Here is a 23,571-nt window from a genome sequence, read left to right as displayed (position 1 = left end):
TGGTCAGGTGCAGCGGTTGTTTCAGGCTGATCCGGGTTAAATCTGCAGGCTGAGGCGTGTCAGCCAGACTTCGGGCTCCTGGCCGAAACCTGCGGGTGTGTTGAGGCTGCGTTGGTAATCGAAGTCGAGCTGTACGTTCTTCCAGCTCAGGTTGAGCCCGGCACTGGCACCGCTCAGGCGTTGGCCCGGGGCACCGTGTTCACGCTTGACCCAGCCGTTGTCGAGGCCAAGTCGTGGGGTGATCTTCACTGGCAAGTTGTTGTTGAGCGGCAGGCTCAGGGTGTTGCGCCACAGCGCGCCGATGGCGCCGGACGCACTGTTTTCGCGATAGCCACGTACCGCCGAATCGTCGGTGCCCAGCAGTTGTTCAATAGCGGGCAACGCGTCGGGGCTGTATTGCGCGGATAACTGGCTCTGCCACTGCCACGGTTGCCCGACCCATTGGCCGTTGCGCCATTGAGTCAGGTTGGCGCGGTACTTGTGAAATTGCGCCTTGGGCAGATTCTTCTGTGTTGAGTCAGCGTCACGATCAGCGCCGAACCAGGTCAGGCCCTGGGCGTAATTGACGTCGAGGTTCCACACGGCGCTGTTGAGCCAGAACAGGTTCACACCGGCCTGGGCCACGGTCAGTGTGGGGCTCTGAATCTCCAGGTGGGCTTTTTGCAGGTAGCTGTCGACGTCCTTGTAGGCCAATTGCAGGTTGGCGCTGAGTTGATGGCCTTGGTCGCGCCACAACACCCGGTCGCTGCGCAGGCTGACCTGATCGGTGCGGCCGCCGTTGTAGAGCGTCGTGCGGCCGACGGTATAGGGCGAGCGGTATTCGACGTGGCTGGCGAACAGGCTGTAGGTCCAGTACCCGTAGGGGATCGAATAAAACAGACTGTGACTGCGGCTGTAGCGCGGGCCATGGTTGAGGGTGTCGCTGAAGCTCAGGTTGAGCGAGTCGTTGAGCTCCAGTGGGCTGTCCAGGTTCAGGTTGACGGCGTTGCGATCGCGCCCGGTGCCGGCGCTGCCGAGGTTATCCAGCCCAAGCCCCAGCGCCCAGCGCGAGGCGCTGCTGCGTGGGCGCAGGAGGATGCGTGAGGCGCCGGGCGCGCTGCCTGGTGCGATGTCGGCGGTGAGGTCGACCGAGCGCAGGCGGTTGAGTTGGTCCAGGCCCTGTTCCAGGTCGCGCAGGTTCAGCGGCTTGCCCAGCATGCCGGGGAACGCTCCGCCCAGCGACACCGGCAGGCTCTGGTCGGCCAGCTCGATGGCTTCGAGGTAGCCTTCTTCGACGTGAATAGCCAGCGGCTGGCCGGCGGTCGGCTTACTGACCAGGTACGGACGACTGGCGATGTAGCCGGCGTCGACATACAGGCGGGTAATCTCGGCCAACAGGCGGTTGATCTGGGCGACGCCCATGCAGGGGGCCACGTAGGGTTCGATGCGTTTGTTCAACTGCGCCTTGCTGAACAAGGTGACACCAGCCAGGCGCGTGCCGCTCAGGGGCCAGCAACGCTCATCTTTGGCGGTCGCAGGCAAGGCCGGCGTTGCCACGGCGGGAGCGAAACTGCCGCGTTGCAGTTGGCGCTGGCGCTGCTCCAGTTGTAATTGCTGCAGATCGCGCTGTTGTTGTTGCTGCAAACGCAGGGCTTCCAGATCGGGCTGCGGCCCATCGGCGGCACCTGCCGGTAGCGCGCACAGGCAGAGCAGGGCGATGCCCAGTTTCTGGATACCCCACAGGCGTTCGGTTGAGGGCTGACTCGGCACTCGACTTCCTTAACGTAATCACACAAACGATGTCCCTGAGCCAAATCGTGAAGCCGGGGGACTTGCCATACTTGAGCCATCATTAAACGAATTGTTACATGGGTTGTAGGATTTATTGCAAAAAACGTGAGGAATGCCGCGTTATTTAGTAAAAAATCGCACAGTTTTGGTGCGCTCAGGCTGGGTTTATGCCTTTTTGGTCTTTGTTCTCGGGAGAGTCTGGCGGGAAGTAGCTTGCGGGGTGGTTTTGATTGTTGCGTTGAATCATCTTAATCGCCGCGTTTATCGGCAGTGTGCTGACCCACTGCTTGCCGTTTCTGAGCAGGGGCTACGGCAATCAGCCAGTTTGGACATTGCTCTTTTGCGTCAATGTTGCCGCCCGCGCTGTCAATTTCGGAGGTTCGTCCAGGCGCGATTACCTGGCGCTGCTCGAGCATGCGGCCCGGGCCGGCAAAAAATCCCAGAAAATCCCGGCCAGTCTGCAAGACTCGATTCTGCTGCAGGACGGCCCCGCCGTTATTGCCCGACAGGCGCGCCTTTAGAAAGCCAGATTAGGCTTTTGAATCCATTGGATATTCTGTAGCCTTGCGCAGCTTCACCCGTGCTTGATGAATACAATCACTTCGTCCGGCGGTGCCCGAAGGGCTCCAGAGCCGGTGGTACACTCGACTTTCGCGCAACTGCGCCTGCAGGTCTTGCGAACATGACGCAAATTTCCGAACGCCTACTGGTTCAAGCCCACCTCGACGCCAAGCAGCCCAAGGCCCTTAGCGCCGATGAAGAGGCGAGCCTGCGAACCGCCATCGCCGCTGAGCTTAAAGCTCAAGACGCGGTGCTGGTTGCCCACTTCTATTGTGACCCGGTGATTCAGGCCCTGGCCGAAGAAACCGGTGGCTGCGTTTCCGATTCCCTGGAAATGGCCCGCTTCGGCGCCGCTCACCCGGCCAAGACCGTACTGGTCGCCGGTGTGCGTTTCATGGGTGAGACCGCGAAAATCCTCACCCCTGAAAAGCGCATTCTCATGCCGACCCTGGAAGCCACGTGCTCCCTGGACCTGGGCTGCCCGGTGGATGAGTTTTCGGCGTTCTGCGATCAGCATCCCGAGCGCACCGTGGTGGTGTATGCCAACACCTCGTCGGCGGTCAAGGCCCGGGCGGATTGGGTCGTGACTTCAAGTTGCGCGCTGGAAATCGTCGAGAGCCTGATGGACAACGGCGAGACGATCATCTGGGGGCCGGACAAGCACCTGGGCACCTACATCCAGCGCCAGACCGGGGCCGACATGCTGCTGTGGGACGGTGCCTGCATCGTCCACGAAGAGTTCAAGTCCAAGCAATTGGAGGACATGAAGGCGTTGTACCCGGATGCCGCCATCCTGGTGCACCCGGAGTCGCCGACGTCGGTGATCGAGCTGGCCGACGCCGTGGGGTCGACCAGCCAACTGATTGCCGCTGCCCAGCGTTTGCCGAACAAGACCTTTATCGTCGCCACCGACCGCGGCATCTTCTACAAGATGCAGCAGCTGTGCCCGGACAAGGTCTTTGTCGAAGCGCCTACCGCCGGCAACGGTGCCGCGTGCCGTAGTTGCGCACACTGCCCCTGGATGGCGATGAACACGCTGGAACGCACGCTGCAATGCCTGCGTGAGGGCAGCAATGAGATCTTCGTCGAGCCTTCGGTGATCCCGCAGGCCGTGCGGCCGCTCAAGCGCATGCTGGAGTTCACCCAGGCGGCGCGTCTCAAACTGGCCGGTAACGCCTGACTTGAGTCAGGTCAAACTGTGGGAGGGGACTTGCCCCTCCCACAGTTGATAGGTGTCCCTGGGATTATTTCTTTTGCTTCGGGATTCGCACCAACTGCGTATCCGAATAGATGTCATGCCAGCTGCGTTTACGCTTGTCGAACAGCGACCAGACAAACCCCAGCCCCACGCACAACCACGACGCAATCGCGACCACAAAGCGCAGCAGCGCCTGCCACAGGCTGATGCGTGAGCCGTCGGCGTTCTGTACGCGCACGCCCCATACCTGCATGCCCAGGGTTTGCCCCGAATGGGTCCAGAACTTGGCGAAGAACCCAAACAGCACAAAGAACAGAAGGGTCGACAACAACGGGTCACCGTCCAGTGCCCCGGACTCGGTGAGGGTGCGCATCCTGGCTTCGCCGATAAAGGCGATCCACACCAGCTTGTAGATAAACGCCGTAACGATCAGCAAGGCGGTGCACAGCAGGAAGTCATAGAACATTGCTGCCAGTCGACGGCCCAGGCCAACGGCGGGGAATTCGCCTTGGGGACTCAGCAGGGGTTTGGACATGGCAGGGCTCTCAAGATAAAAAAGCCATTCTACGAACAAACGCGCATAAAAAAGCCCCTGATGTCACCATCAGGGGCTTTTTGTCGCAGGAAGGATCAGCCTTCTGCTTGTACTTCATCAGCCTGCATGCCTTTCTGGCCCTGCACGGCTTTGAAGGTGACTTTCTGGCCTTCTTTCAGGCTCTTGAAGCCGTTGCCCTGGATAGCGCGGAAATGCACGAACAGATCCGGACCGCTTTCTGGAGTGATAAAACCAAACCCTTTTTCGTCGTTAAACCACTTGACGGTGCCGCTCTGACGATCTGACATTTTCTTCTTTCCTTTGACGCTAAAAATTAATGACAGCCCCTTTCACATGAAAGAGTACTGGGCTGAGTTGCAGGAAAGTAAGAGACGTCGAACGGGTTGTAGCAAACTTTGGCTACTGCCCAGGTCCAGGTTCAAAGCGACCCATGCAAACACAGTAACCAAACTCTACGCCAACTAAGACAGAAAATACAAGCCCCGCCAAAAGCCCAGGTTTTGCTTGGCTTCATGACACTTTGGTCAACAGTGCCCGGTTGGCTTATTCGATAGAAAGGATCACTTGTTATAGGTTTACTTCTAGTGCATTGACTATCGTCAATGCACTGTTTTATGGCGGTTGCGTTACAGTTTAGTGCACGTTAACGCAACCGCGTTACTTATAGGAACAGTCACTCAGCCACGATAGTAACGTTGTGGCACAAATGGCATTTTACTTACACGAAGTGGCACCTTTTTCCCACGCACCAACGCAGAGACTTCGGTGTCCAGTGCGGTGTGTGTGCTGTCCAGGTAACCCATGGCCAGTGGGCCGCCCAAACTTGGACCAAAGCCACCGCTGCACACGCTGCCGATCACGGTGCCGTGGGCGTCGACGATTTCCGCACCTTCACGCACCGGTGTGCGCTCCTGGGGCAGCAGGCCAACGCGCTTGCGGCTCACGCCGGTTTGCTGCTGGGTGAAGATGCGATCTGCGCCGGGGAACCCACCGGCACGTGCGCCGTCGGCCCGACGAGCCTTGGAGATCGCCCACAACAGGCTCGCTTCGATCGGCGTGGTGTCAGTGTTCATGTCATGGCCATACAGGCACAGGCCGGCTTCCAGGCGCAGCGAGTCGCGGGCACCCAGGCCGATGGGCTGTACTTCGGTTTCGGCCAGCAGGCTGCGGGCCAGGCTTTCAGCGTTGGCGGCCGGCACCGAGATTTCGAAGCCGTCTTCACCGGTGTAGCCGGAGCGACTGACATAGCAGTCCACGCCCAGCAGGCGCAGGCTGGCGAACTGCATGAAAGTCATCTGGGTGACCTGCGGCGCCAGGCGCGCCAACACCTTCACTGCCGCCGGGCCTTGCAGGGCCAGCAGGGCGCGTTCTTCGAACAGCGGCTCGATGCTGCACTGCTCGCCGATATGCTTGCGCAGGTGCGCCAGGTCCTGGTCCTTGCAGGCGGCATTGACCACCAGGAACAGTTCGTCGTTACCCAGGTTGGCCACCATCAGGTCGTCGAGGATGCCGCCTTGCTCATTGGTGAACATCGCGTAGCGTTGCATGCCGACCGGCAGGTCGATGATGTCGACCGGTACCAGGGTTTCCAAGGCTTTGGCGGCATTGGCGCCGGTGAGGCGGATCTGGCCCATGTGGGACACGTCGAACAACCCGGCCTGTTCACGGGTGTGCAGGTGCTCCTTCATCACGCCCAACGGGTACTGTACCGGCATGTCGTAGCCGGCGAAGGGCACCATGCGTGCGCCGAGTTCGATGTGCAGCGCATGCAGTGGGGTTTTCAACAGGGTTTCGGTGGACATATTCAGCTCCTGAAAAACGTGCCGGCGCGCCGTGGGGCGTCAGCACTCGATAATGTTGACGGCTAAACCGCCACGGGCGGTTTCCTTGTATTTGCTTTTCATGTCGGCGCCGGTCTGGCGCATGGTGCGGATCACCTTGTCGAGGGACACAAAGTGCTGCCCATCGCCACGCAAGGCCATGCGCACGGCATTGATCGCCTTGACCGAGCCCATCGCGTTGCGCTCGATACAGGGCACCTGCACCAGCCCGCCGATCGGGTCGCAGGTCAGGCCGAGGTTGTGCTCCATCCCGATCTCGGCGGCGTTTTCTACCTGGGATACCGTGCCGCCCAATACCTCGCACAACGCACCGGCCGCCATGGAACAGGCCACGCCGACCTCGCCCTGGCAACCAACTTCGGCGCCTGAGATCGAGGCGTTTTCCTTGTACAAAATGCCGATGGCGGCGGCGGTGAGCAGAAAGCGCACCACGCCATCTTCATTCGCGCCCGGAATAAAGCGCATGTAGTAATGCAGCACCGCCGGCACGATCCCGGCTGCACCATTGGTGGGCGCCGTGACCACGCGCCCGCCGTTGGCGTTTTCTTCGTTGACCGCCAAGGCGTAGAGGTTGACCCAGTCGAGCACCGACAGTGGGTCGCGCAGCGAGGACTCCGGGTTCTTGCACAACTGCCGGTGCAGGGCGGCCGCACGGCGCTTGACCTTCAAGCCACCGGGCAAAATCCCTTCGTTGCGACAACCGGCGTCCACGCAGTCCTGCATCACTTGCCAGATCTTCAGCAGGCCGAGGCGGGTTTGCACTTCGGGCCGCCAGGCACTTTCGTTGGTCAACATCACCTGGCTGATGGACAACCCATAGGTGGTGCAATGGCCCAGCAACTCCTTGGCGTTCTTGAACGGGAAGGTCAGGGCCGTGGCGTCTTCGACAATCCGGTCGGCGCCGGCCGCGTCTTCATCCACCACGAAACCACCACCGACCGAGTAGTACTCGCGGCTGCGGATCTGGATGCCGGCGGCGTCGAAGGCGCGAAAGATCATGCCGTTGGGGTGGTAGGCGAGGGGTTTGCGAATCATCGCCAAGTGTTCTTTCTCGTTGAACACAATGCTGTGTTCACCGAGCAGATTCAGGCGGCCATCTTGGCGCATGTGGGCCAGGCGGGCAGCCACGGTGTCGGTATTCACGGTATCCGGGTGTTCGCCTTCCAGGCCCAGCAGCACGGCCTTGTCGCTGCCGTGGCCTTTGCCGGTGGCGCCGAGGGAGCCATAGAGTTCCACCTTGACGCAGGCGGTGGCACTCAGCAGGTTGTCACGCTTGAGCCCCTCGACAAAGCGAGCGGCGGCGCGCATCGGGCCGACGGTGTGGGAACTGGAGGGGCCGATGCCAATCTTGAACAGGTCGAACACGCTGAGGGACATGGTTGTTCTCCGGTTTCTTATTATTTGGCTGGGTCAGTGTGGGAGGGGGCTTGCTCCCGATTGCAGTGGTTCAGCCAGCTTATCTGTAGCTGACCCACCGCTATCGGGAGCAAGCCCCCTCCCACAGGGGACCGAGTTGACCTTTCGGTTATGCGTAGCTCTCGATCGAAGGGCACGCACACACCAGGTTACGGTCGCCAAACACGTTGTCCACACGACCCACCGGTGGCCAGTACTTGCCTTCGATCAACGACGCCACCGGGTACACCGCTTGTTCACGGCTGTACGGATGCGACCATTCACCCACCAGTTCCGCCGCGGTGTGCGGCGCGTTCTTGAGCGGGTTGTCGTCCTTGTCGAGGGTACCGTTTTCCACCGCGCGAATTTCTTCACGGATGGCGATCATCGCGTTGCAGAAGCGATCCAGTTCTTCCTTGGATTCACTTTCGGTCGGCTCGATCATCAAGGTCCCGGCGACCGGGAACGACATGGTCGGCGCGTGGAAGCCGAAGTCGATCAGGCGCTTGGCCACGTCGTCCACGCTGATGCCGCTGCTGTCTTTCAGCGGGCGCAGATCTAGGATGCATTCGTGCGCGACCAGGCCGTTGCTGCCGGTGTACAGCACTGGGTAGTGCTCTTCCAGGCGACGGGAAATGTAGTTGGCGTTGAGGATCGCCAACTGCGAAGCGCGCTTGAGGCCCGCGCCGCCCATCATGCTGATGTACATCCAGGTGATCGGCAAAATGCTCGCGCTGCCGAACGGCGCCGCGCACACCGCACCTTCCTTGCGTTCCATGGCCGCATGGCCCGGCAGGAATGGCGTCAGGTGGGATTTCACGCCAATCGGGCCAACGCCCGGGCCGCCACCGCCATGGGGGATGCAGAAGGTTTTATGCAGGTTCAGGTGGGACACGTCGCCGCCGAACTTGCCCGGCGCGCACAGCCCGACCATGGCATTCATGTTGGCGCCGTCGATGTACACCTGGCCGCCGTTGTCATGAATGATGCCGCAGATCTCGCGGATGCCTTCTTCGAACACGCCGTGGGTAGACGGGTAGGTGATCATCAGCGCGGCGAGGTGGTCGCGATGCTCGATGGCCTTGGCCCGCAGGTCTTCGATATCCACGTTGCCACGCGCGTCGCACGCGGTGACGACCACGCGCATGCCGGCCATGTTGGCGGTCGCGGGGTTGGTGCCGTGGGCCGACGAGGGGATCAGGCAGATGTCGCGGCGCTCTTCGCCACGGCTTTGGTGATAGGCACGGATGGCCAGCAGGCCAGCGTATTCACCCTGGGAACCGGCGTTCGGTTGCAGCGAAATCGCGTCGTAGCCGGTGGCTGCGCAGAGCATGGCTTCCAGCTCGGACGTCAGTTGCTGGTAGCCGGCGCTTTGTTCGGCCGGGGCGAAGGGGTGCAAGGCACCGAATTCGGCCCAGGTCACCGGGATCATTTCGCTGGCGGCATTGAGCTTCATGGTGCACGAGCCCAGCGGGATCATGGTGCGATCCAGTGCCAGGTCCTTGTCGGCCAGCTTGCGCAGGTAGCGCATCAGCTCGGTTTCCGAGTGATAGCGGTTGAACACCGGGTGGCTGAGGATCGGCGACTGGCGCAGCAGGGCGGCCGGCAGGCTGCTTTCAACGCTGGCGTTGAAGTCCGGCAAGGCTTTGCCGTCGGCGAAGATCGCCCACAGGGTTTCGATATCGGCCTGGGTGGTGGTTTCATCCACCGAGACTCCCAGACGCTCGGCATCCACCACACGCAGGTTGATGCGCTGGGCGCGGGCCTTGTCGTGCAGGGCTGCGGTGTTGGCGCCGGTGTTGAGGGTCAGGGTGTCGAAGAAATTCGCTTGTTCGACCTGTTGGCCCAGGGCGGTCAGGCCCTTGGCCAGGATCGCGGTCAACTGGTGGACGCGCTGCGCGATCTGGGTCAGGCCTTTTGGACCGTGGTACACGGCGTACATGCTGGCAATATTGGCCAGCAGCACTTGGGCGGTGCAGATGTTGCTGGTGGCCTTTTCGCGGCGGATGTGTTGCTCGCGGGTTTGCATGGCCAGGCGCAGGGCCGGCTTGCCGAAACGGTCCACGGACACGCCGACCAGACGCCCCGGCATATCGCGCTTGAACGCATCCTTGGTGGAGAAGTACGCCGCGTGCGGGCCACCAAAGCCCAGGGGGACGCCGAAGCGTTGCGCGCTACCGATGGCCACGTCTGCGCCGAACTCACCCGGTGGGGTCAGCAGCGTCAGGGCCAGCAGGTCAGCCGCCACGGCCACCAGGGCGTTGGCGGCGTGGAAGCGCTCGGTCAGCTCACGGTAGTCGAACACGTCACCGTTACTGGCCGGGTATTGCAGCAGGGCGCCGAAGAACGGGCTGACGTCGGTCAGTTCGCGCTCATCGCCCACCACCACGTCAATGCCCAGCGGCTCGGCACGCGTACGCAGCACGTCGAGGGTTTGTGGATGGCTGTGCACCGAGGCAAAGAAGGCATTGCTGCCCTTGTTCTTGCTCAGGCGCTTGCAGAAGGTCATGGCTTCGGCGGCAGCGGTGGCTTCGTCGAGCAGGGAGGCGTTGGCGATCGGCAGGCCGGTGAGGTCGCTGATCAAGGTCTGGAAGTTCAGCAGCGCTTCCAGGCGGCCTTGGGAAATTTCCGGCTGGTAGGGGGTGTAGGCGGTGTACCAGGCCGGGTTTTCCAGCAGGTTGCGCAGGATCGGCGAGGGGGTGTGGCAGTTGTAGTAACCCTGGCCGATGTAGGTCTTGAACAGCTGGTTCTTGCCGGCGATGGCCTTGATCTTGGCCAGGGCCTCGGCCTCGCTCAGGCCATCTTCCAGGCCGAGCACGCTGGTGCCCTTGATGCTTTCCGGGATCACGCTGGCGCTCAGGGCTTCCAGGGAATCGAAACCCAGGCTGGCGAGCATTTGCTGTTCATCTGCCTGGCGCGGGCCGATGTGGCGGGCAATGAATTCGTTGGCGGTGCTGAGATTGATCGTCATGGCGGGCTCCTCAAGCGTCAGCGTTGGCTTTGATCAGGCGGTCGTACGCATCCTGATCCAACAGCTTAGCCATTGCACCGGCATCAGCCGGTTTGAAGCGGAAGAACCAGCCTTCGCCCATCGGGTCTTCGTTGACCAGTTCCGGGCTGTCGCTCAAGGCTTCGTTCACTGCCAGCACTTCGCCGGTCAGCGGCATGTACACACCGCTGGCGGCTTTTACCGACTCCACGGTGGACGCTTCGGCACCCTTGTCGTAGCTCTGCAACTCCGGCAGTTGCACGAAAACCACGTCACCCAGCGCATTCTGCGCAAAAGCGGTGATACCCACGGTGACGCTGCCGTCAGCTTCGGCGCGCAGCCATTCGTGATCTTCAGTGAAACGCAACTCGCTCATGGAAACTCCTCAGGGCCAGATTCGTCTGGTGGACGGGATTGGAATAATGGGGAGTTGCTTAGCAATATTGCGGCCAATCTTATAAAACCGTTATAAATCAGTCAGTTATTAAAAATGGTTATAGCGCTATGCGTTTTGGCTGTAGCGATTTCGCTACAGCGCGACCTGCGAAAAAAAGCCTATGCGGATCAAAGCCTTGCATGGCGCGCAAAAAACAGGGTTGTAGCGATATCGTTACGCTGTAGCGCTTTCAGTACAGCCAATGTCGTTCCTGGACCTGATTTTGCAGTGCACTCACCTGTGGGAGGGGGCTTGCTCCCGATGGCGGCAAATCAGACACCTCATGTGTTGGCTGACACACCGCCATCGGGAGCAAGCCCCCTCCCACAATTGGATCGCTGTTCAGTCAGGGTTTGTTGGGGATGCCGTATTTACGCAGGCGATGGGCGATGGCCGTGTGGGAGGTTTGCAGGCGGCTCGCCAGTTGGCGGGTCGAGGGGTAGCTGGTGTAGAGCGTCTCCAGCAGGTTGCGCTCGAAGTCTTCCACGGCCTGTTCCAGGCTGTCGACTTCGCCGTCGCTCTGGCGTGCTACCGACGTGCCGGCGATGTCCAGGTCGCCGATGTCCACCAGGCTGCTTTCGCAGATGGCGGCGGCGCGGAAGATCACGTTTTGCAGTTGGCGCACATTGCCCGGCCAGCGGTTGCCGAGCAGCGCCGGGTAGGTGCCGGGCGCCAGGCGGCACACCGGGCGCTGGATCTGCGCGCAAGCCTGCTGCATGAAGTAGCGGGCGAGTAGCAGGATGTCCTGGCCGCGTTCGCGCAATGGCGGCACTTCGACGTTGAGCACATTGAGTCGATAAAACAGGTCTTCGCGAAAGGTGCCTTCGCTGACCATCTTCTCCAGGTCACGGTGGGTGGCGCTGAGGATGCGCACGTTGACCCGCACTTCACGGTCGCCGCCCACACGACGGAAACTGCCATCGTTGAGAAACCGCAGCAACTTGGCCTGCAAATACGGCGACATCTCGCCGATCTCATCCAGGAACACCGTGCCTTGGTTGGCCAGTTCCATCAGCCCCGGCTTGCCGCCGCGCTGGGCGCCGGTGAAGGCGCCCGGGGCGTAGCCGAACAACTCACTCTCGGCGAGGTTCTCCGGCAATGCCGCGCAGTTCAAGGCCAAAAACGGCGCACTGTGTCGCGCACTGCTCGCATGGCAGGCCCGCGCCACCAACTCTTTGCCGGTGCCGGTTTCGCCCTGGATCAACAGCGGTGCATCCAGGGCGGCCACCCGCTGCGCGCGCGCCTTGAGGGTGCGGATCACCGCAGACTCGCCCAGCAGCGCATCAAAACCTTCGGCATGGTCGTGGTGCAAGGCCGACAGCTGTTCACCGATGCGGTTGGGTGGGTAGAGGGTCAGCAGGGCGCCGGCGTCGGTGATCGGCGTGGCGTCCAGCAGCAGGGTCTGGCCGTTGACGCTGATCTCGCGCAGGGGCAAACGAAAGCCCTGTTCCAGCAAGGTCTCCAGCAGTGCCGGGTCGTTGAACAGCTCGCTGATGCTTTCCCCGGCGGGTTCGCGACCATACAAGGCGATCAGTGCGGGGTTGGCCAGCAGGATCTTGCCGGCACTGTCCAGGGCCAATACCGGGTCGGTCATGGCGGCCAGCAGGGCGTCGAGCTGCAGGTGGCGACGCTGGCCCGGGAGGATGTCCACCACCGTCACCGCTTGCACCCCCTGCACGCTGAACAGCGCATCGCGCAGCTCTTCCAGCACCTCGGCGCTGAGGGTCGGTGCGTCGATGTAGACGTTGGGCGGTACCATTTCCACCGCATCCAGGTTGAGATTGCGCCCACCGAGCAGGGCCAGGACTTCCTGGGTAATGCCGACGCGGTCGATGAAGCTGACGTGAATACGCATGGGGTGGTGTTGGGTTCTGTGATGCGGAAGGTGGCCAGTATGCCTTGCAGACGATCGAGTTCAAACTGTGGGAGGGCGCTCTGTCGTGAGCGGGGCAAGCCCGCTCACTACAAGAGCTTGGTCGTGGCGGTCAGGCCAGGTGCTCTGGCTTGATCGGGTCGCCGGACTTCACATTCAACTGATGCCGCACGTCCTCGAACATCAAGTCGTATTGCTTGTGCATCGAGCCATTGAGTACGGCGATCTTCGGCATCCCGTACTTCTGCGCAATGTTCATCGCATGGCGCGCAAAGTCGAAAGCCTGGTCCTTGGGCAGGTAGAACTCTTCCTTGAGTTCCTTGCCCTGCACCGAACCGTGCAGCTTGAACAGCATTCCTTTGCCTTCCTTTGGATCCTGGCTGACTTCATAGTCGATGCACAGGTTGTAGCTGTAGTCATCCTTGTTGAGTGCGTGACGTTCAACGTGCAAGTGACCGGGTTCAAAGGTAGCCATAGGCGTCTCTCCTCTACTTCACTGATAGGTGATGCCAGGTTTTGCCGTGCTGATGCGTGTACCGGCGTGGCCCTGGACAATGGCTTCGATGTCCGAGAGTGAACCGATGACCGCGGTTTTGCCAGTTCGGCGGGCGAACTCGCAGGCCGCCTGGACCTTGGGGCCCATGGAGCCGGCGGCGAAGCCGAGTTTTTCGATGTCGTCCGGATGGGCCTGGGCGATCGCTTTCTGGGTCGGCTTGCCGTAGTCGATGAAGGCGGCGTTGACGTCGGTGGCGATCACCAGCAAATCGGCGTCCAGTTGCGAGGCCAGCAGCGAGGAACACAGGTCTTTGTCGATCACTGCCTCAATGCCGCGCAGCTTGCCGTCTTCGCCGTACATCGTCGGGATACCGCCGCCGCCGGCGCAGATCACGATGCTGCTTTTTTCCAGCAGCCACTTGATCGGGCGGATTTCGAAGATACGTTTGGGGCGTGGGCTGGCGACCACACGACGATACTTGTCGCCGTCCGGAGCAATGGCCCAGCCTTTTTCGGCCGCCAGTTTTTCGGCTTCGGCCTTGGAGTACACCGGGCCGATGGGTTTGCTCGGGTTCTGGAAGGCCGGGTCCTTGGCGTCGACTTCCACTTGGGTGAGCAGGGTGGCGAACGGCACTTCGAAGTCCAGCAGGTTGCCCAGTTCCTGTTCGATGATGTAGCCGATCATGCCTTCGGTCTCGGCACCCAATACGTCCAGCGGGTACGGTGAAACCTGGGTGTAGGCCGCCGCCTGCAACGACAGCAGGCCAACCTGCGGGCCATTGCCGTGGGCGATCACCAGCTCGTTGCCGGGGTGGATCTTGGCGATCTGTTCGGTGGCGATTCGGATATTGGCGCGTTGATTGTCCGCTGTCATGGGTTCGCCACGGCGGAGCAGGGCGTTACCGCCCAGTGCAACGACGATACGCATACAAAAGTCCCTCTGTAATTCTGCGTTGTGAACACAGTGTGGGAGGGGGCTTGCTCCCGATAGCGGTGTGTCATTCAGCAAATTTGTTAACTGACCCACCGCCATCGGGAGCAAGCCCCCTCCCACAGTTTTATCCGTGTTCCTTCAATGGTTTACAAATCAGCCAGGGTCGAGACCAGGATCGCCTTGATGGTGTGCATGCGGTTCTCCGCCTGTTCGAAGGCGATGCAGGCTGGCGATTCGAACACGTCATCGGTCACTTCAATGCCGTTGGCCAGGTGCGGGTATTGCTCGGCGATCTGCTTGCCGACTTTGGTATCGCTGTTATGGAACGCCGGCAGGCAGTGCATGAACTTGGTGCGCGGGTTGCCGGTGGCTTTCATCAATTGGCTGTTGACCTGGTACGGCAGCAATTGCTCGATACGCTCTGCCCAGGCTTCCACGGGCTCGCCCATGGATACCCATACGTCGGTGTGGATGAAGTCCACACCTTTGACCGCAGCTTTCGGGTCATCGGTGAGGGTGATGCGTGCGCCGCTTTCTTGCGCGTATTGCTTGCAGCGGCCCACCAGGTCGTCGTGAGGCCACAAAGCCTTGGGCGCGCAGATGCGTACGTCCATACCCAGCTTGGCGCCCACCAGCAACAGCGAATTGCCCATGTTGTTGCGTGCGTCACCCAGGTAGGCGTAGCTGATCTCGTGGATGGGCTTGTCAGCGTGTTCACGCATGGTCAGCACGTCAGCGATCATCTGGGTGGGGTGGTATTCATCGGTCAGGCCGTTGAACACCGGCACGCCGGCGAACTTGGCCAGCTCCTCGACGATTTCCTGCTTGAAACCGCGGTATTCAATGGCGTCGTACATGCGCCCGAGCACGCGGGCGGTGTCCTTCATGCTCTCTTTGTGGCCGATCTGCGAGGAGTTCGGGTCGATGTAGGTGACATTGGCGCCCTGGTCATAGGCTGCCACTTCGAAAGCGCAGCGGGTGCGTGTCGAGGTTTTTTCGAAGATCAGCGCAATGTTGTTGCCCTTCAAGTGCTGCTGTTCGGTGCCGGTGTACTTGGCGCGCTTGAGGTCGCGGGACAGGTCCAGCAGGTAGCGCAGCTCGCGCGGGGTGTGGTGTTCCAGGCTGAGCAGGTTACGGTTGTGGATGTTGAACGCCATGATGATTCTCCTTGGATTCGGTAATCGGCCCGGTCGGCTTCGGGTGGACGCCGCCGGGAAGATGGTCGTTTAGTAGTCGATAGGGTCGCGGATGATCGGGCAGGTCATGCAGTGGCCGCCGCCACGGCCACGGCCCAGTTCACCGGCGCTGATGGTGATGACTTCCACACCGGCCTTGCGCAGCAGGGTGTTGGTGGAGGTGTTGCGGTCGTAGCCGATCACGACTCCCGGCTCCAGGGCGACGACGTTGTTGCCGTCGTCCCACTGCTCGCGTTCGGCGGCGAAGCTGTTGCCGCCGGTTTCCACCACGCGCAGGGCCTTGAGGCCAAGGGCGGCGGCGACGGTGTCGAGGAAGTTGGTTTTCTCCCGGTGAATATCGATACCGTGGGGCTTGCTCTCGTCAGGGCGCAGGGTGAAGGGCACGATCTGGTTGACCACTTCGGGGAAGATGGTGACCAGGTCGCGGTCGCAGAAGCTGAACACGGTGTCCAGGTGCATCGCCGCACGGGATTTCGGCAGGCCGGCAACGATCACTTTCTCCACCGCCTTGTTCTTGAACAGGTTGCGCGCCAGTTGGCCGATCGCCTGGTGGGACGAACGCTCGCCCATGCCGATCAACACCACGCCGTTGCCGATAGGCATCACGTCGCCGCCTTCCAGGGTGGAGGCACCGTGCTCCTGGTCGGGGTCGCCGTACCAGATCTGGAAGTCCGCGTTGGTGAATTCAGGGTGGAATTTGTAGATGGCGGTGGTCAGCAGCGTCTCTTGGCGTCGCGCCGGCCAGTACATGGGGTTCAGCGTCACACCGCCGTAGATCCAGCAGGTGGTGTCGCGGGTGAACTGGGTGTTGGGCAGCGGCGGCAGGATGAAGCTCGAATGCCCGAGGAAGTCGCGGAACATCTCGAGGGTCCTGCCACCGAAGCTGCTCGGCAGGTCATCGGCCGACACGCCGCCAATCAGGAATTCGCTGATCTTGCGCGGCTCAAGGCTGCGCAGCCACGAGCCGACTTCATCGACCAGGCCCAGGCCCACGGTATTGGCGGTGATCTTGCGTTCCAGGATCCAATCCAGGGCTTCAGGGATCGCGACGATATCGGTGAGCAGGTTGTGCATTTCCAGCACATCAACGTCCCGCTCGCGCATTTTGGTGACGAAATCAAAATGGTCGCGCTTGGCCTGGGCGACCCACAGTACGTCATCGAACAGCAGTTCATCGCAGTTGTTGGGGGTCAGCCGCTGGTGGGCCAAGCCTGGGGAGCACACCATGACTTTGCGCAGTTTGCCGGCTTCGGAATGTACGCCGTACTTCACTTTTTCGGTGGTCATTACAGATCCTCCAGTAGAAACACTTCTTTTGGATAAAGCGCTATAGGGTCAGGAAGCCGTCGTAGAGGCCGTAGGCCGCCAGCAGGGCGCCTATGACCACAGCGGCGAAAATCAGCTTCTCGACGTTGGTGAAAATCGGTTTGCCCAGTTCATGCTTGGCCTTGGCGAACAGGATCGCGCCGGGGGCGTAGAGCAGGGCGGAGAGCAACAGATATTTGGTGCCGCCGGCGTAGAGCAGCCAGATCGCGTAGATCAGGGCGATGGCGCCGATGCACAGGTCTTTCCTGCGTTCGCGCAGGGCGTTTTCGTAGGTCTCGCCGCGTACCGCCAGCAACAGGGCGTAGGCCGCCGACCACAGGTAAGGCACCAGGATCATCGAGGTGGCGAGGTAGATCAGCGACAGGTAGGTGCTGGCGGAAAACAGCGTGATCACCAGGAACAGCTGCACCATCGCGTTGGTCAACCACAGCGCGTTGACCGGCACGTGGTTGGCGTTTTCGCGGCGCAAAAACTCCGGCATGGTGTGGTCCTTGGCCGCGGCGAACATGATCTCCGCACACAGCAGCACCCACGACAGCAATGCTCCCAGCAGCGAGATGATCAAGCCGACGCTGATCAGTATCGCGCCCCAGTGGCCCACCACATGTTCCAGCACGGCGGCCATCGACGGGTTCTGCAGCTTGGCCAGTTCCGGCTGGGTCATGATCCCCAGGGACAGCACGTTCACCAGCATCAAGAACAGCAGCACGGTGATAAAGCCGATCACGGTGGCCTTGCCCACGTCACTGCGCTTTTGCGCACGGGACGAGAAGATGCTCGCGCCTTCGATGCCGATGAACACCCACACGGTGACCAGCATCATGTTGCGCACCTGGTTCGCCACGCTGCCCAGGTCGGGGTTTTTCACGCCCCAGATGTCAGCGGTGAAGATCTCCAGCTTGAACGCGAACAGGGCGATCAACACGAACAGCAGCAGCGGCACCACCTTGGCGACGGTAGTCACCAGGTTGATGAACGCCGCTTCCTTGATGCCACGCAGCACCAGGAAATGCACGGCCCACAGCAGCACCGAGGCGCCGATCACGGCCGCCGGCGTGTTGCCCTCGCCGAAGATCGGGAAGAAGTAACCGAGGGTACTGAACAGCAAGACGAAGTAGCCGACGTTGCCCAGCCAGGCGCTGATCCAATAGCCCCACGCCGATGAGAAGCCCATGTAGTCGCCGAACCCGGCCTTGGCGTAGGCATACACCCCGCCGTCGAGGTCGGGCTTGCGATTGGCCAGGGTCTGAAACACAAATGCGAGGGTCAGCATGCCGATGGCGGTGATGAACCAGCCAATCAATACGGCGCCGACGTCGGCGCTGGCGGCCATGTTTTGCGGCAAAGAAAATATCCCGCCGCCAATCATCGAACCCACGACAAGTGCAACCAGTGCACCCAGCCTAAGTTTTCCGGGAGTTTCAGACATTGCATGACTCCAATGCAGGAGAAGAGAGACCACAGAATAATTCTGTGCGCTAATCAAACAGCTGACTCAGATCACTTCATTGGCACATTCCATTGTGAATTAATGACTTAGGATGGCGATTCGCGGGCGATGAAAATCCTCGGAGAAACGCTTTCTAGAGCGCTCTCTTCTTTGTGGTTAATCAGTGGGCAGCGGTATGGATGTTTTAAACTAGTCTGTATTCTCGATTGTGCAAACTTTTGACAGAAAGATGGCGATAGGCCATAGATTGCAGTATTTAAATTCTAAATAAACCCGAATCGGATTAATTGAAATGCCGCTACGTTATGAATAAGTAAGTTTTATCGCGGTTTCTAATAAACGTTGCGCTCGCCGAGTCAATGAGCGAAGTGCACAGTTTTCAGCTCAAGTTGTTGTTCATCAGGAGTGTTCATGTCCCAATCGCCGCAGAAACTGCGACTCAGTGCCCTGATTGCCTTGGTGGTGGGATCGATGATTGGCGGCGGGATCTTTTCTCTGCCGCAAAACATGGCTGCCCGCGCCGAGGTGGGTGCCGTATTGATTGGTTGGGCCATCACCGCCGTCGGCATGCTGACCCTCGCGTTCGTGTTCCAGACCCTGGCCAATCGCAAGCCCGAGCTGGATTCCGGAGTGTATGCCTATGCCAAGGCCGGGTTTGGCGACTACATGGGTTTCTCATCGGCGTGGGGCTATTGGATCAGTGCCTGGATGGGCAACGTCGGCTACTTCGTCTTGCTGTTCAGCACCCTCGGCTACTTTTTTCCGGTGTTCGGCCAGGGGAATACGCCGGTCGCCATCGGCTGTGCGTCGCTGTTGCTGTGGGCGGTGCATTTTCTGGTACTGCGCGGGATCAAGGAGGCGGCGTTCATCAACCAGATCACTACCGTGGCGAAGATCGTGCCGCTGCTGATGTTTATCGTGATCGCCGCCGTGGCGTTCAAGGCGGATATCTTCACCCGGGATATCTGGGGCCTGGGCAACCCGAAGATCGGCAGCGTGGTCGACCAGGTGCGCCACATGATGCTGGTCACCGTGTTTGTGTTCATCGGCATCGAAGGGGCCAGCGTGTATTCGGCGCGGGCCGAGAAACGCGTGGATGTGGGGCGCGCCACGGTGACCGGCTTTCTTGGCGTGCTGGCGCTGCTGGTGCTGGTGAATGTGTTGTCCCTGGGCATCATGAGCCGGCCGGAGTTGGCGCAATTGCAAAACCCGTCCCTGGCCGGCGTGCTGGAACATATCGTTGGCCCGTGGGGCGCGATGCTGATCAGCCTCGGCCTGGCGGTGTCATTGCTGGGGGCCTTGCTCTCGTGGGCGTTGCTCTGCGCCGAGATCCTCTACTCCACGGCGCAGGACAAGACCATGCCGGCCTTCCTGAAAAAGGAAAACGCCAACCAGGTGCCGGTCAACGCCTTGTGGCTGACCAACGTGATGATCCAGGCTTTTCTGGTGGTGACGCTGTTTTCCCAAAGCACCTACACCACCCTGATTTACCTCGCGTCTTCGATGATTCTGGTGCCCTACCTCTGGTCGGCGGCCTATGCCGTGTTGCTGAGTGGGCGCGGCGAAACCTATGAAGGCGCCCAGCGCCGACGCCGGCAGGATTTACTGGTCGGGCTGATCGCCCTCGGTTATGCCCTCTGGCTGCTCTACGCCGCGGGCCTGAAATACCTGTTGTTGTCAGCACTGCTTTACGCACCGGGGGTGATTCTGTTCGCCCAGGCCAAGCGCGAACAGGGCCGCCCCTTGTTCACGCTGATGGAAAAAGGCATTTTCAGCGGCGTGATCGCTGGCGCAGGCCTGGCGGCGTATGGCTTGTACAGCGGGGTGTTGTCGTTGTGAGACTGGTGTATCAGCCGCCATATGATTGGGCTGCGATGGTGGATTTTCTGACGATGCGTGCAATTACCGGCCTGGAAACCCTGGTCGACGGCGTGTATCGGCGCAGCATCAGTGTGAATGGGCAGTTGGGTTGGATCTGTGTGGCGCCGGGTTCGGGCGATTGGTTGGAGGTTGAGGTGGCGTTTCCCGACGCGCAGGCCCTGCCCGAGATCGAGCGACGCTTGAGGGCAATGTTTGATCTGGATGCACAGCCCGAGTTGATCGGCGCGCAATTGGCTGCCGATCCGCTGATGGCCGCATTGGTCGCCGCTCGCCCGGGGCTTCGGGTTCCAGGCACTTGGGATGGGCTGGAGCTGGCGATTCGCGCGGTGCTGGGGCAGCAGATCACAGTGGTTGCGGCTATCCGCCTGGCAGGCAAGTTGGTGGCGCACTATGGGCGGCCGCTGCAAACACCGCACCCGGGCATCACCCATGCGTTCCCCACGGCCCAGGTCCTCGCCGCAGCGGACCTGGCGAGCCTGGGCATGCCCAAGGCGCGGGGACGGACCTTGTCGGGAGTGGCCCAGGCGTGGCTGGATGATCCGCAAGTATTCGAGCCCAAGGCCACTCTCAAGGAGGGCGTGGCGCGGCTGGTGGCTTTGCCGGGCATCGGCGACTGGACCGCGCAGTACATCGCCATGCGTCAGATGCGCGAGCCGGATGCGTTTGCCTCCGGCGATATCGGCTTGATCAATGCGTTGGCAGCGTTAGAGGGCGGGCCGGTTTCGGCGCGACAATTGCTGGCCCGCGCCGAGGCATGGCGGCCTTTGAGGGCCTATGCGGCGCAGCATTTGTGGACGTCGCTGAGCCGGGGGGATTGAGTGTGGCAGTACTGGCCTCATCGGGAGCAAGCCCCCTCCCACACTTGATTTGCAATGCAGTCGAGTGTGGGAGGGGGCTTGCTCCCGATAGCAGTCTTAAGGTCACCACTGCGGTCGATGCGAACCCAGTTCCCCAGCCGGCAACTCCCACTGCAATGGCGTCCCGCTGATGCTCAACGGCGCCAGCAACCGATGCGCCGGGCCCCAGGCCGTCGGCTCCACCACCAAGCCTTGATCATCCGGCCCTTCAGCGCGTAGCGCCGGTTGCGCGGGCACTTGCCCGGCGTCCACCAGCAACTTCGCCGTGCGGGCCAATGACAACCGCGCCGAACTGCCACGCCCGGTTTTCAAGCGCTCACTCAAGGCTTGAATCGCACCGGCCGCCAGCAGATACCCGGTAGCGTGATCCAGCGCCTGTACCGGTAGCGGCACCGGTCTGTCCGCCTGTTGCCAGGCCAGGCCGGCTTCGGCAATCCCGCTGCTCATCTGCACCAGGCTGTCGAAACCCCGCCGATTGCGCCACGGCCCGCTCCAGCCGTAAGCGTTGAGACTCACGTCGATCAGGCCGGGGGCGAGTCGTTGCCGTTCCTCGGCGTTGTAGCCCAGGTGCTCCAGGGCGTCGGCGCGATAGCCGTGGAACAGGATGTCCGCATCTTTGAGCAGCGTCTCGAAGATCTGCCGGCCTTCGGCGCTTTTCAGGTCCAGACGGGCGCAGCGTTTGCCCAGGGTCATCTCCGGCACCACGCCCGGTTCGTTCCAGCTGGGTGAATCGATACGCAGCACATCGGCGCCGAGGCCAGCCAGGAAGCGGCTGGCCACGGGGCCGGCCAAAACCCGGGTGAGGTCAAGCACCTTGATCCCCGCCAGTGGGCGCGCGACGGAGCCGAGCCAGGGTTGTTCAGTCACCGTGTCGAAGGTACGTCGCTGTACCAACGCCTCGGCATTCACCGCCAACCCTTGGGGGTGGGTTTGCCAGGCCTGCCAGCTACGCATCTGCGCGGCGCAACCGCCCGCATCGACGATCGCCTGCTCCAGGTCTGCAGCGTTCCAGGTTGCCACTTTGCCGGCCATGTCGGTTCGGTCGGTGACTTTGCCCAGTATGCTTTCGGCGGCCGCGCGGTGATGGGGTGCGTTGGTGTGTAAACGAATCCAGCCATCGGCACTGGCATAGTCACCGGCTACCGGGTCCCACAGCGGCGGTACCTGCCAGCCAACCGGGCGAATCGACGACGAGAACCAGAAGGACGCCAGGCGCTGGTCCACCGTGACCGCAGGCAAGCGCCCGGTCTGTTGCTGGACCAGCTGCGCGACGGCCTGGCCGGCGGCGCCGATGCTGGCAACGGCCAGTTCGGTGACGGCGAAGGTCGAGGGCAGGGCACCGGCCGAGGTTCTGGCCAGTGGGGTCGGCGGTAAATCGAGTGCGGCTTGGATGGGTGTCAGCAAGTCAATCATCAAAGGCCCTCCGTAAGAGAAGGGCCACTATAGAAGATCATCACACCGGCGTGACAACCCCAGGTTGCAACGGCAGGTCGATACTGGCGATAAAACCGCCGTCGGGATGGTTGCTCAGGAGCAGGCTGCCGCCATGGCGTTCGGCGGCGCGGCGCGCAATGGCCAGGCCAAGACCGTGGCCCTGGGCGGTCTGCCCGGGGGCGCGGTAAAACGGTTCGCCCAGCTGGCTCAGGTGCTCGGCTTCGACGCCGGGGCCATGGTCACGCACGCTGATCAGAATGCGCTCACCCTGGCGTTGGGCTTGCAACTCGATAGGCTGCCCCGGTGGGTTAAAGCGTTGGGCATTGCGCAACAGGTTATCCACCGCCCGTTCGATCATGGTCGGCCAGCCTTTGAGGTGCAGGTCGGCGTCGGCGTTCAGCGCGACTACCTGCTCCGGTGCACCGAGCTGGGCGTCCTTTTGCAGGGTTTTGAGCAGCGGGACCAGGTCCATTTCTTCGGCACTGGCGTTGTCGGCATCGACGCGGGCAAGCACCAGGATTTCGCTGATCAGCGCTTCCAGGCGGTCGCATTCGCGGGTCAGGCGCGGCCACAGGCGCTCGCGCTCTTCGGGGCTGGCGCGTTCGGCCAGGGCCAGGGCGATGCGCAGGCGGGCCAACGGTGAACGCAGTTCGTGGGACACATCGCGCAGCAACTGGCGTTGGCTGCCGATCAGGCTTTGCAGGCGTGCGCCCATGCGGTTGAAGTCGTTGGCCAGTACGCCGAACTCATCGCGGCGGTTGGCCAGTTTCGCCAGGCTGTTCTGCTGGTAGGTGGTCTGGCCAAGATCGTGCACGGCCCCGCGCAGACGGCTGAGCGGACGGGTGATGGACAGCGTCACCAGCAGGCTGAACAAGGTCAGCACCACCAAGGCAATCGCCAAGGCGCTCAGCGGCCACATCAGGCTGCCCCGATGCCAGGCGTCCAGTTCCGGGTGGGGGATGCGGTAGATCAGCAGGTAAGTGTCACCGGTTTTTTCGCTGGTGTACTCGGCGGTCAGGCGCCGCCACGGCAGGTGGCCGTCCTTGCTGTCGTTCTGTTTGGCTTCGAAAGCGGCGGCGCGGCGCGGGAAGGTGCCGCGCACCACTGGATCGCCGCTTTCGTTCAGCACTTGCACGTCGATGTGGTACTGGCGTTTGCGCTGCTGCAGCAAGTCCTGCGCGGCGTCCTCGCCCTGGGCTTCATAGAGCTGGGTCCATTCCTGCGCCAGATTGCGCAGGCCGGGGTGGCGGCTGAGAATCCAGGCATCTTGATTAAGCATGTGCCCAAGCAGGATCGATAACCCGGCAACCAAGGCGATGGCCAGCCAGAAACTTGCCAGGATCCGCCAGAACAATGAGCGCACAGGAAACCCTCAAACA

General features: G+C 61.5%; 18 protein-coding genes. 3 read left to right on the top strand and 15 right to left on the bottom strand.

Annotation, left to right across the window (positions count from 1 at the left end):
* Nucleotides 1-36 precede the first annotated feature (36 nt).
* Entirely contained in the window at nucleotides 37-1,749 is a 1,713-nt protein-coding gene (locus tag DK870_RS18715; protein WP_372241680.1) for a ShlB/FhaC/HecB family hemolysin secretion/activation protein, read from the bottom strand.
* Nucleotides 1,750-2,452: 703 nt separating this feature from the next.
* Between DK870_RS18715 and nadA the strand changes: the two genes are divergently transcribed.
* Entirely contained in the window at nucleotides 2,453-3,511 is a 1,059-nt protein-coding gene (nadA, locus tag DK870_RS18710) for a quinolinate synthase NadA (RefSeq protein ID WP_161549375.1), read from the top strand.
* 64 nt (nucleotides 3,512-3,575) lie between these two features.
* On the opposite strand, the gene DK870_RS18705 is transcribed toward nadA, so the two are convergent.
* From DK870_RS18705 to arcD (DK870_RS18650), 12 genes are all read right to left on the bottom strand, one after another.
* Nucleotides 3,576-4,064, bottom strand: a complete 489-nt coding sequence (locus DK870_RS18705) for an RDD family protein (RefSeq protein WP_104994683.1) — start codon at nucleotides 4,062-4,064, stop codon at nucleotides 3,576-3,578.
* 95 nt (nucleotides 4,065-4,159) lie between these two features.
* Nucleotides 4,160-4,372: a cold-shock protein gene (locus DK870_RS18700; RefSeq protein WP_034109143.1), complete on the bottom strand. Its 213-nt coding sequence runs from the start codon at nucleotides 4,370-4,372 to the stop codon at nucleotides 4,160-4,162.
* A 390-nt stretch (nucleotides 4,373-4,762) separates the two neighbouring features.
* Complete coding sequence (gcvT, locus tag DK870_RS18695) at nucleotides 4,763-5,887, bottom strand: glycine cleavage system aminomethyltransferase GcvT (RefSeq protein ID WP_060754174.1); 1,125 nt, start codon at nucleotides 5,885-5,887, stop codon at nucleotides 4,763-4,765.
* A 39-nt stretch (nucleotides 5,888-5,926) separates the two neighbouring features.
* On the bottom strand, nucleotides 5,927-7,303 hold the full coding sequence (locus DK870_RS18690) for an L-serine ammonia-lyase (RefSeq protein ID WP_104994682.1): 1,377 nt from the start codon (nucleotides 7,301-7,303) through the stop codon (nucleotides 5,927-5,929).
* 148 nt (nucleotides 7,304-7,451) lie between these two features.
* The gene (gcvP, locus tag DK870_RS18685; protein ID WP_161549374.1) at nucleotides 7,452-10,292 is read right to left on the bottom strand and encodes an aminomethyl-transferring glycine dehydrogenase; all 2,841 of its coding nucleotides are present in this window, start codon (nucleotides 10,290-10,292) and stop codon (nucleotides 7,452-7,454) included.
* Between the two features lie 10 nt (nucleotides 10,293-10,302).
* Nucleotides 10,303-10,686 carry a glycine cleavage system protein GcvH gene (gene gcvH, locus DK870_RS18680; protein ID WP_060754171.1) on the bottom strand — a complete coding sequence of 128 codons (384 nt, stop codon included), beginning with the start codon at nucleotides 10,684-10,686 and terminating at the stop codon, nucleotides 10,303-10,305.
* A 406-nt stretch (nucleotides 10,687-11,092) separates the two neighbouring features.
* Nucleotides 11,093-12,601 (bottom strand): sigma-54-dependent transcriptional regulator, encoded by a 1,509-nt coding sequence (locus tag DK870_RS18675; protein WP_104994680.1) that lies wholly within the window; start codon nucleotides 12,599-12,601, stop codon nucleotides 11,093-11,095.
* A gap of 130 nt (nucleotides 12,602-12,731) precedes the next feature.
* Nucleotides 12,732-13,094: a DUF5064 family protein gene (locus DK870_RS18670; protein ID WP_104994679.1), complete on the bottom strand. Its 363-nt coding sequence runs from the start codon at nucleotides 13,092-13,094 to the stop codon at nucleotides 12,732-12,734.
* 18 nt (nucleotides 13,095-13,112) lie between these two features.
* Nucleotides 13,113-14,042 (bottom strand): carbamate kinase, encoded by a 930-nt coding sequence (gene arcC, locus DK870_RS18665; protein ID WP_104994678.1) that lies wholly within the window; start codon nucleotides 14,040-14,042, stop codon nucleotides 13,113-13,115.
* A 152-nt stretch (nucleotides 14,043-14,194) separates the two neighbouring features.
* On the bottom strand, nucleotides 14,195-15,205 hold the full coding sequence (locus tag DK870_RS18660) for an ornithine carbamoyltransferase (RefSeq protein WP_161549373.1): 1,011 nt from the start codon (nucleotides 15,203-15,205) through the stop codon (nucleotides 14,195-14,197).
* 69 nt (nucleotides 15,206-15,274) lie between these two features.
* A complete protein-coding gene (gene arcA, locus DK870_RS18655; protein ID WP_060754166.1) occupies nucleotides 15,275-16,531 on the bottom strand; it encodes an arginine deiminase in 1,257 nt (418 codons plus the stop codon).
* 40 nt (nucleotides 16,532-16,571) lie between these two features.
* Nucleotides 16,572-17,999 (bottom strand): arginine-ornithine antiporter, encoded by a 1,428-nt coding sequence (gene arcD, locus DK870_RS18650; RefSeq protein WP_060754165.1) that lies wholly within the window; start codon nucleotides 17,997-17,999, stop codon nucleotides 16,572-16,574.
* Between the two features lie 432 nt (nucleotides 18,000-18,431).
* On the opposite strand from arcD (DK870_RS18650), the gene arcD (DK870_RS18645) reads away from it, so the two are divergent.
* Together arcD (DK870_RS18645) and DK870_RS18640 are read left to right on the top strand one after the other, a co-directional pair.
* Nucleotides 18,432-19,859 (top strand): arginine-ornithine antiporter, encoded by a 1,428-nt coding sequence (arcD, locus tag DK870_RS18645; RefSeq protein ID WP_161549372.1) that lies wholly within the window; start codon nucleotides 18,432-18,434, stop codon nucleotides 19,857-19,859.
* Nucleotides 19,856-20,719, top strand: a complete 864-nt coding sequence (locus DK870_RS18640) for a DNA-3-methyladenine glycosylase 2 family protein (protein ID WP_161549371.1) — start codon at nucleotides 19,856-19,858, stop codon at nucleotides 20,717-20,719. Before arcD (DK870_RS18645) ends, DK870_RS18640 begins: the two co-directional genes overlap by 4 nt.
* A 102-nt stretch (nucleotides 20,720-20,821) precedes the next feature.
* On the opposite strand, the gene DK870_RS18635 is transcribed toward DK870_RS18640, so the two are convergent.
* Together DK870_RS18635 and DK870_RS18630 are read right to left on the bottom strand one after the other, a co-directional pair.
* Entirely contained in the window at nucleotides 20,822-22,171 is a 1,350-nt protein-coding gene (locus DK870_RS18635; protein WP_161549370.1) for a CoA transferase, read from the bottom strand.
* 40 nt (nucleotides 22,172-22,211) lie between these two features.
* The gene (locus DK870_RS18630) at nucleotides 22,212-23,555 is read right to left on the bottom strand and encodes a HAMP domain-containing sensor histidine kinase (RefSeq protein ID WP_104994674.1); all 1,344 of its coding nucleotides are present in this window, start codon (nucleotides 23,553-23,555) and stop codon (nucleotides 22,212-22,214) included.
* Between the last annotated feature and the right edge of the window lie 16 nt (nucleotides 23,556-23,571).

Source organism: Pseudomonas sp. Q1, from assembly GCF_009935975.1.
Lineage (GTDB): Bacteria > Pseudomonadota > Gammaproteobacteria > Pseudomonadales > Pseudomonadaceae > Aquipseudomonas > Aquipseudomonas palleroniana.
This window is presented reverse-complemented; position numbering and strand designations above follow the sequence as displayed.

Coding starts and splice junctions, on each gene's coding strand:
- arcD (WP_060754165.1), bottom strand. CDS start 17,999: ATGTCTGAAACTCCCGGAAAACTTAGGCTGGGTGCACTGGTTGCACTT.
- DK870_RS18670 (WP_104994679.1), bottom strand. CDS start 13,094: ATGGCTACCTTTGAACCCGGTCACTTGCACGTTGAACGTCACGCACTC.
- DK870_RS18675 (WP_104994680.1), bottom strand. CDS start 12,601: ATGCGTATTCACGTCAGCTTCATCGACCGCGTCGGCATTACCCAGGAA.
- DK870_RS18705 (WP_104994683.1), bottom strand. CDS start 4,064: ATGTCCAAACCCCTGCTGAGTCCCCAAGGCGAATTCCCCGCCGTTGGC.
- gcvP (WP_161549374.1), bottom strand. CDS start 10,292: ATGACGATCAATCTCAGCACCGCCAACGAATTCATTGCCCGCCACATC.
- nadA (WP_161549375.1), top strand. CDS start 2,453: ATGACGCAAATTTCCGAACGCCTACTGGTTCAAGCCCACCTCGACGCC.
- arcD (WP_161549372.1), top strand. CDS start 18,432: ATGTCCCAATCGCCGCAGAAACTGCGACTCAGTGCCCTGATTGCCTTG.
- DK870_RS18635 (WP_161549370.1), bottom strand. CDS start 22,171: ATGATTGACTTGCTGACACCCATCCAAGCCGCACTCGATTTACCGCCG.
- DK870_RS18700 (WP_034109143.1), bottom strand. CDS start 4,372: ATGTCAGATCGTCAGAGCGGCACCGTCAAGTGGTTTAACGACGAAAAA.
- DK870_RS18690 (WP_104994682.1), bottom strand. CDS start 7,303: ATGTCCCTCAGCGTGTTCGACCTGTTCAAGATTGGCATCGGCCCCTCC.
- DK870_RS18660 (WP_161549373.1), bottom strand. CDS start 15,205: ATGGCGTTCAACATCCACAACCGTAACCTGCTCAGCCTGGAACACCAC.
- arcC (WP_104994678.1), bottom strand. CDS start 14,042: ATGCGTATCGTCGTTGCACTGGGCGGTAACGCCCTGCTCCGCCGTGGC.
- gcvT (WP_060754174.1), bottom strand. CDS start 5,887: ATGTCCACCGAAACCCTGTTGAAAACCCCACTGCATGCGCTGCACATC.
- arcA (WP_060754166.1), bottom strand. CDS start 16,531: ATGACCACCGAAAAAGTGAAGTACGGCGTACATTCCGAAGCCGGCAAA.
- gcvH (WP_060754171.1), bottom strand. CDS start 10,686: ATGAGCGAGTTGCGTTTCACTGAAGATCACGAATGGCTGCGCGCCGAA.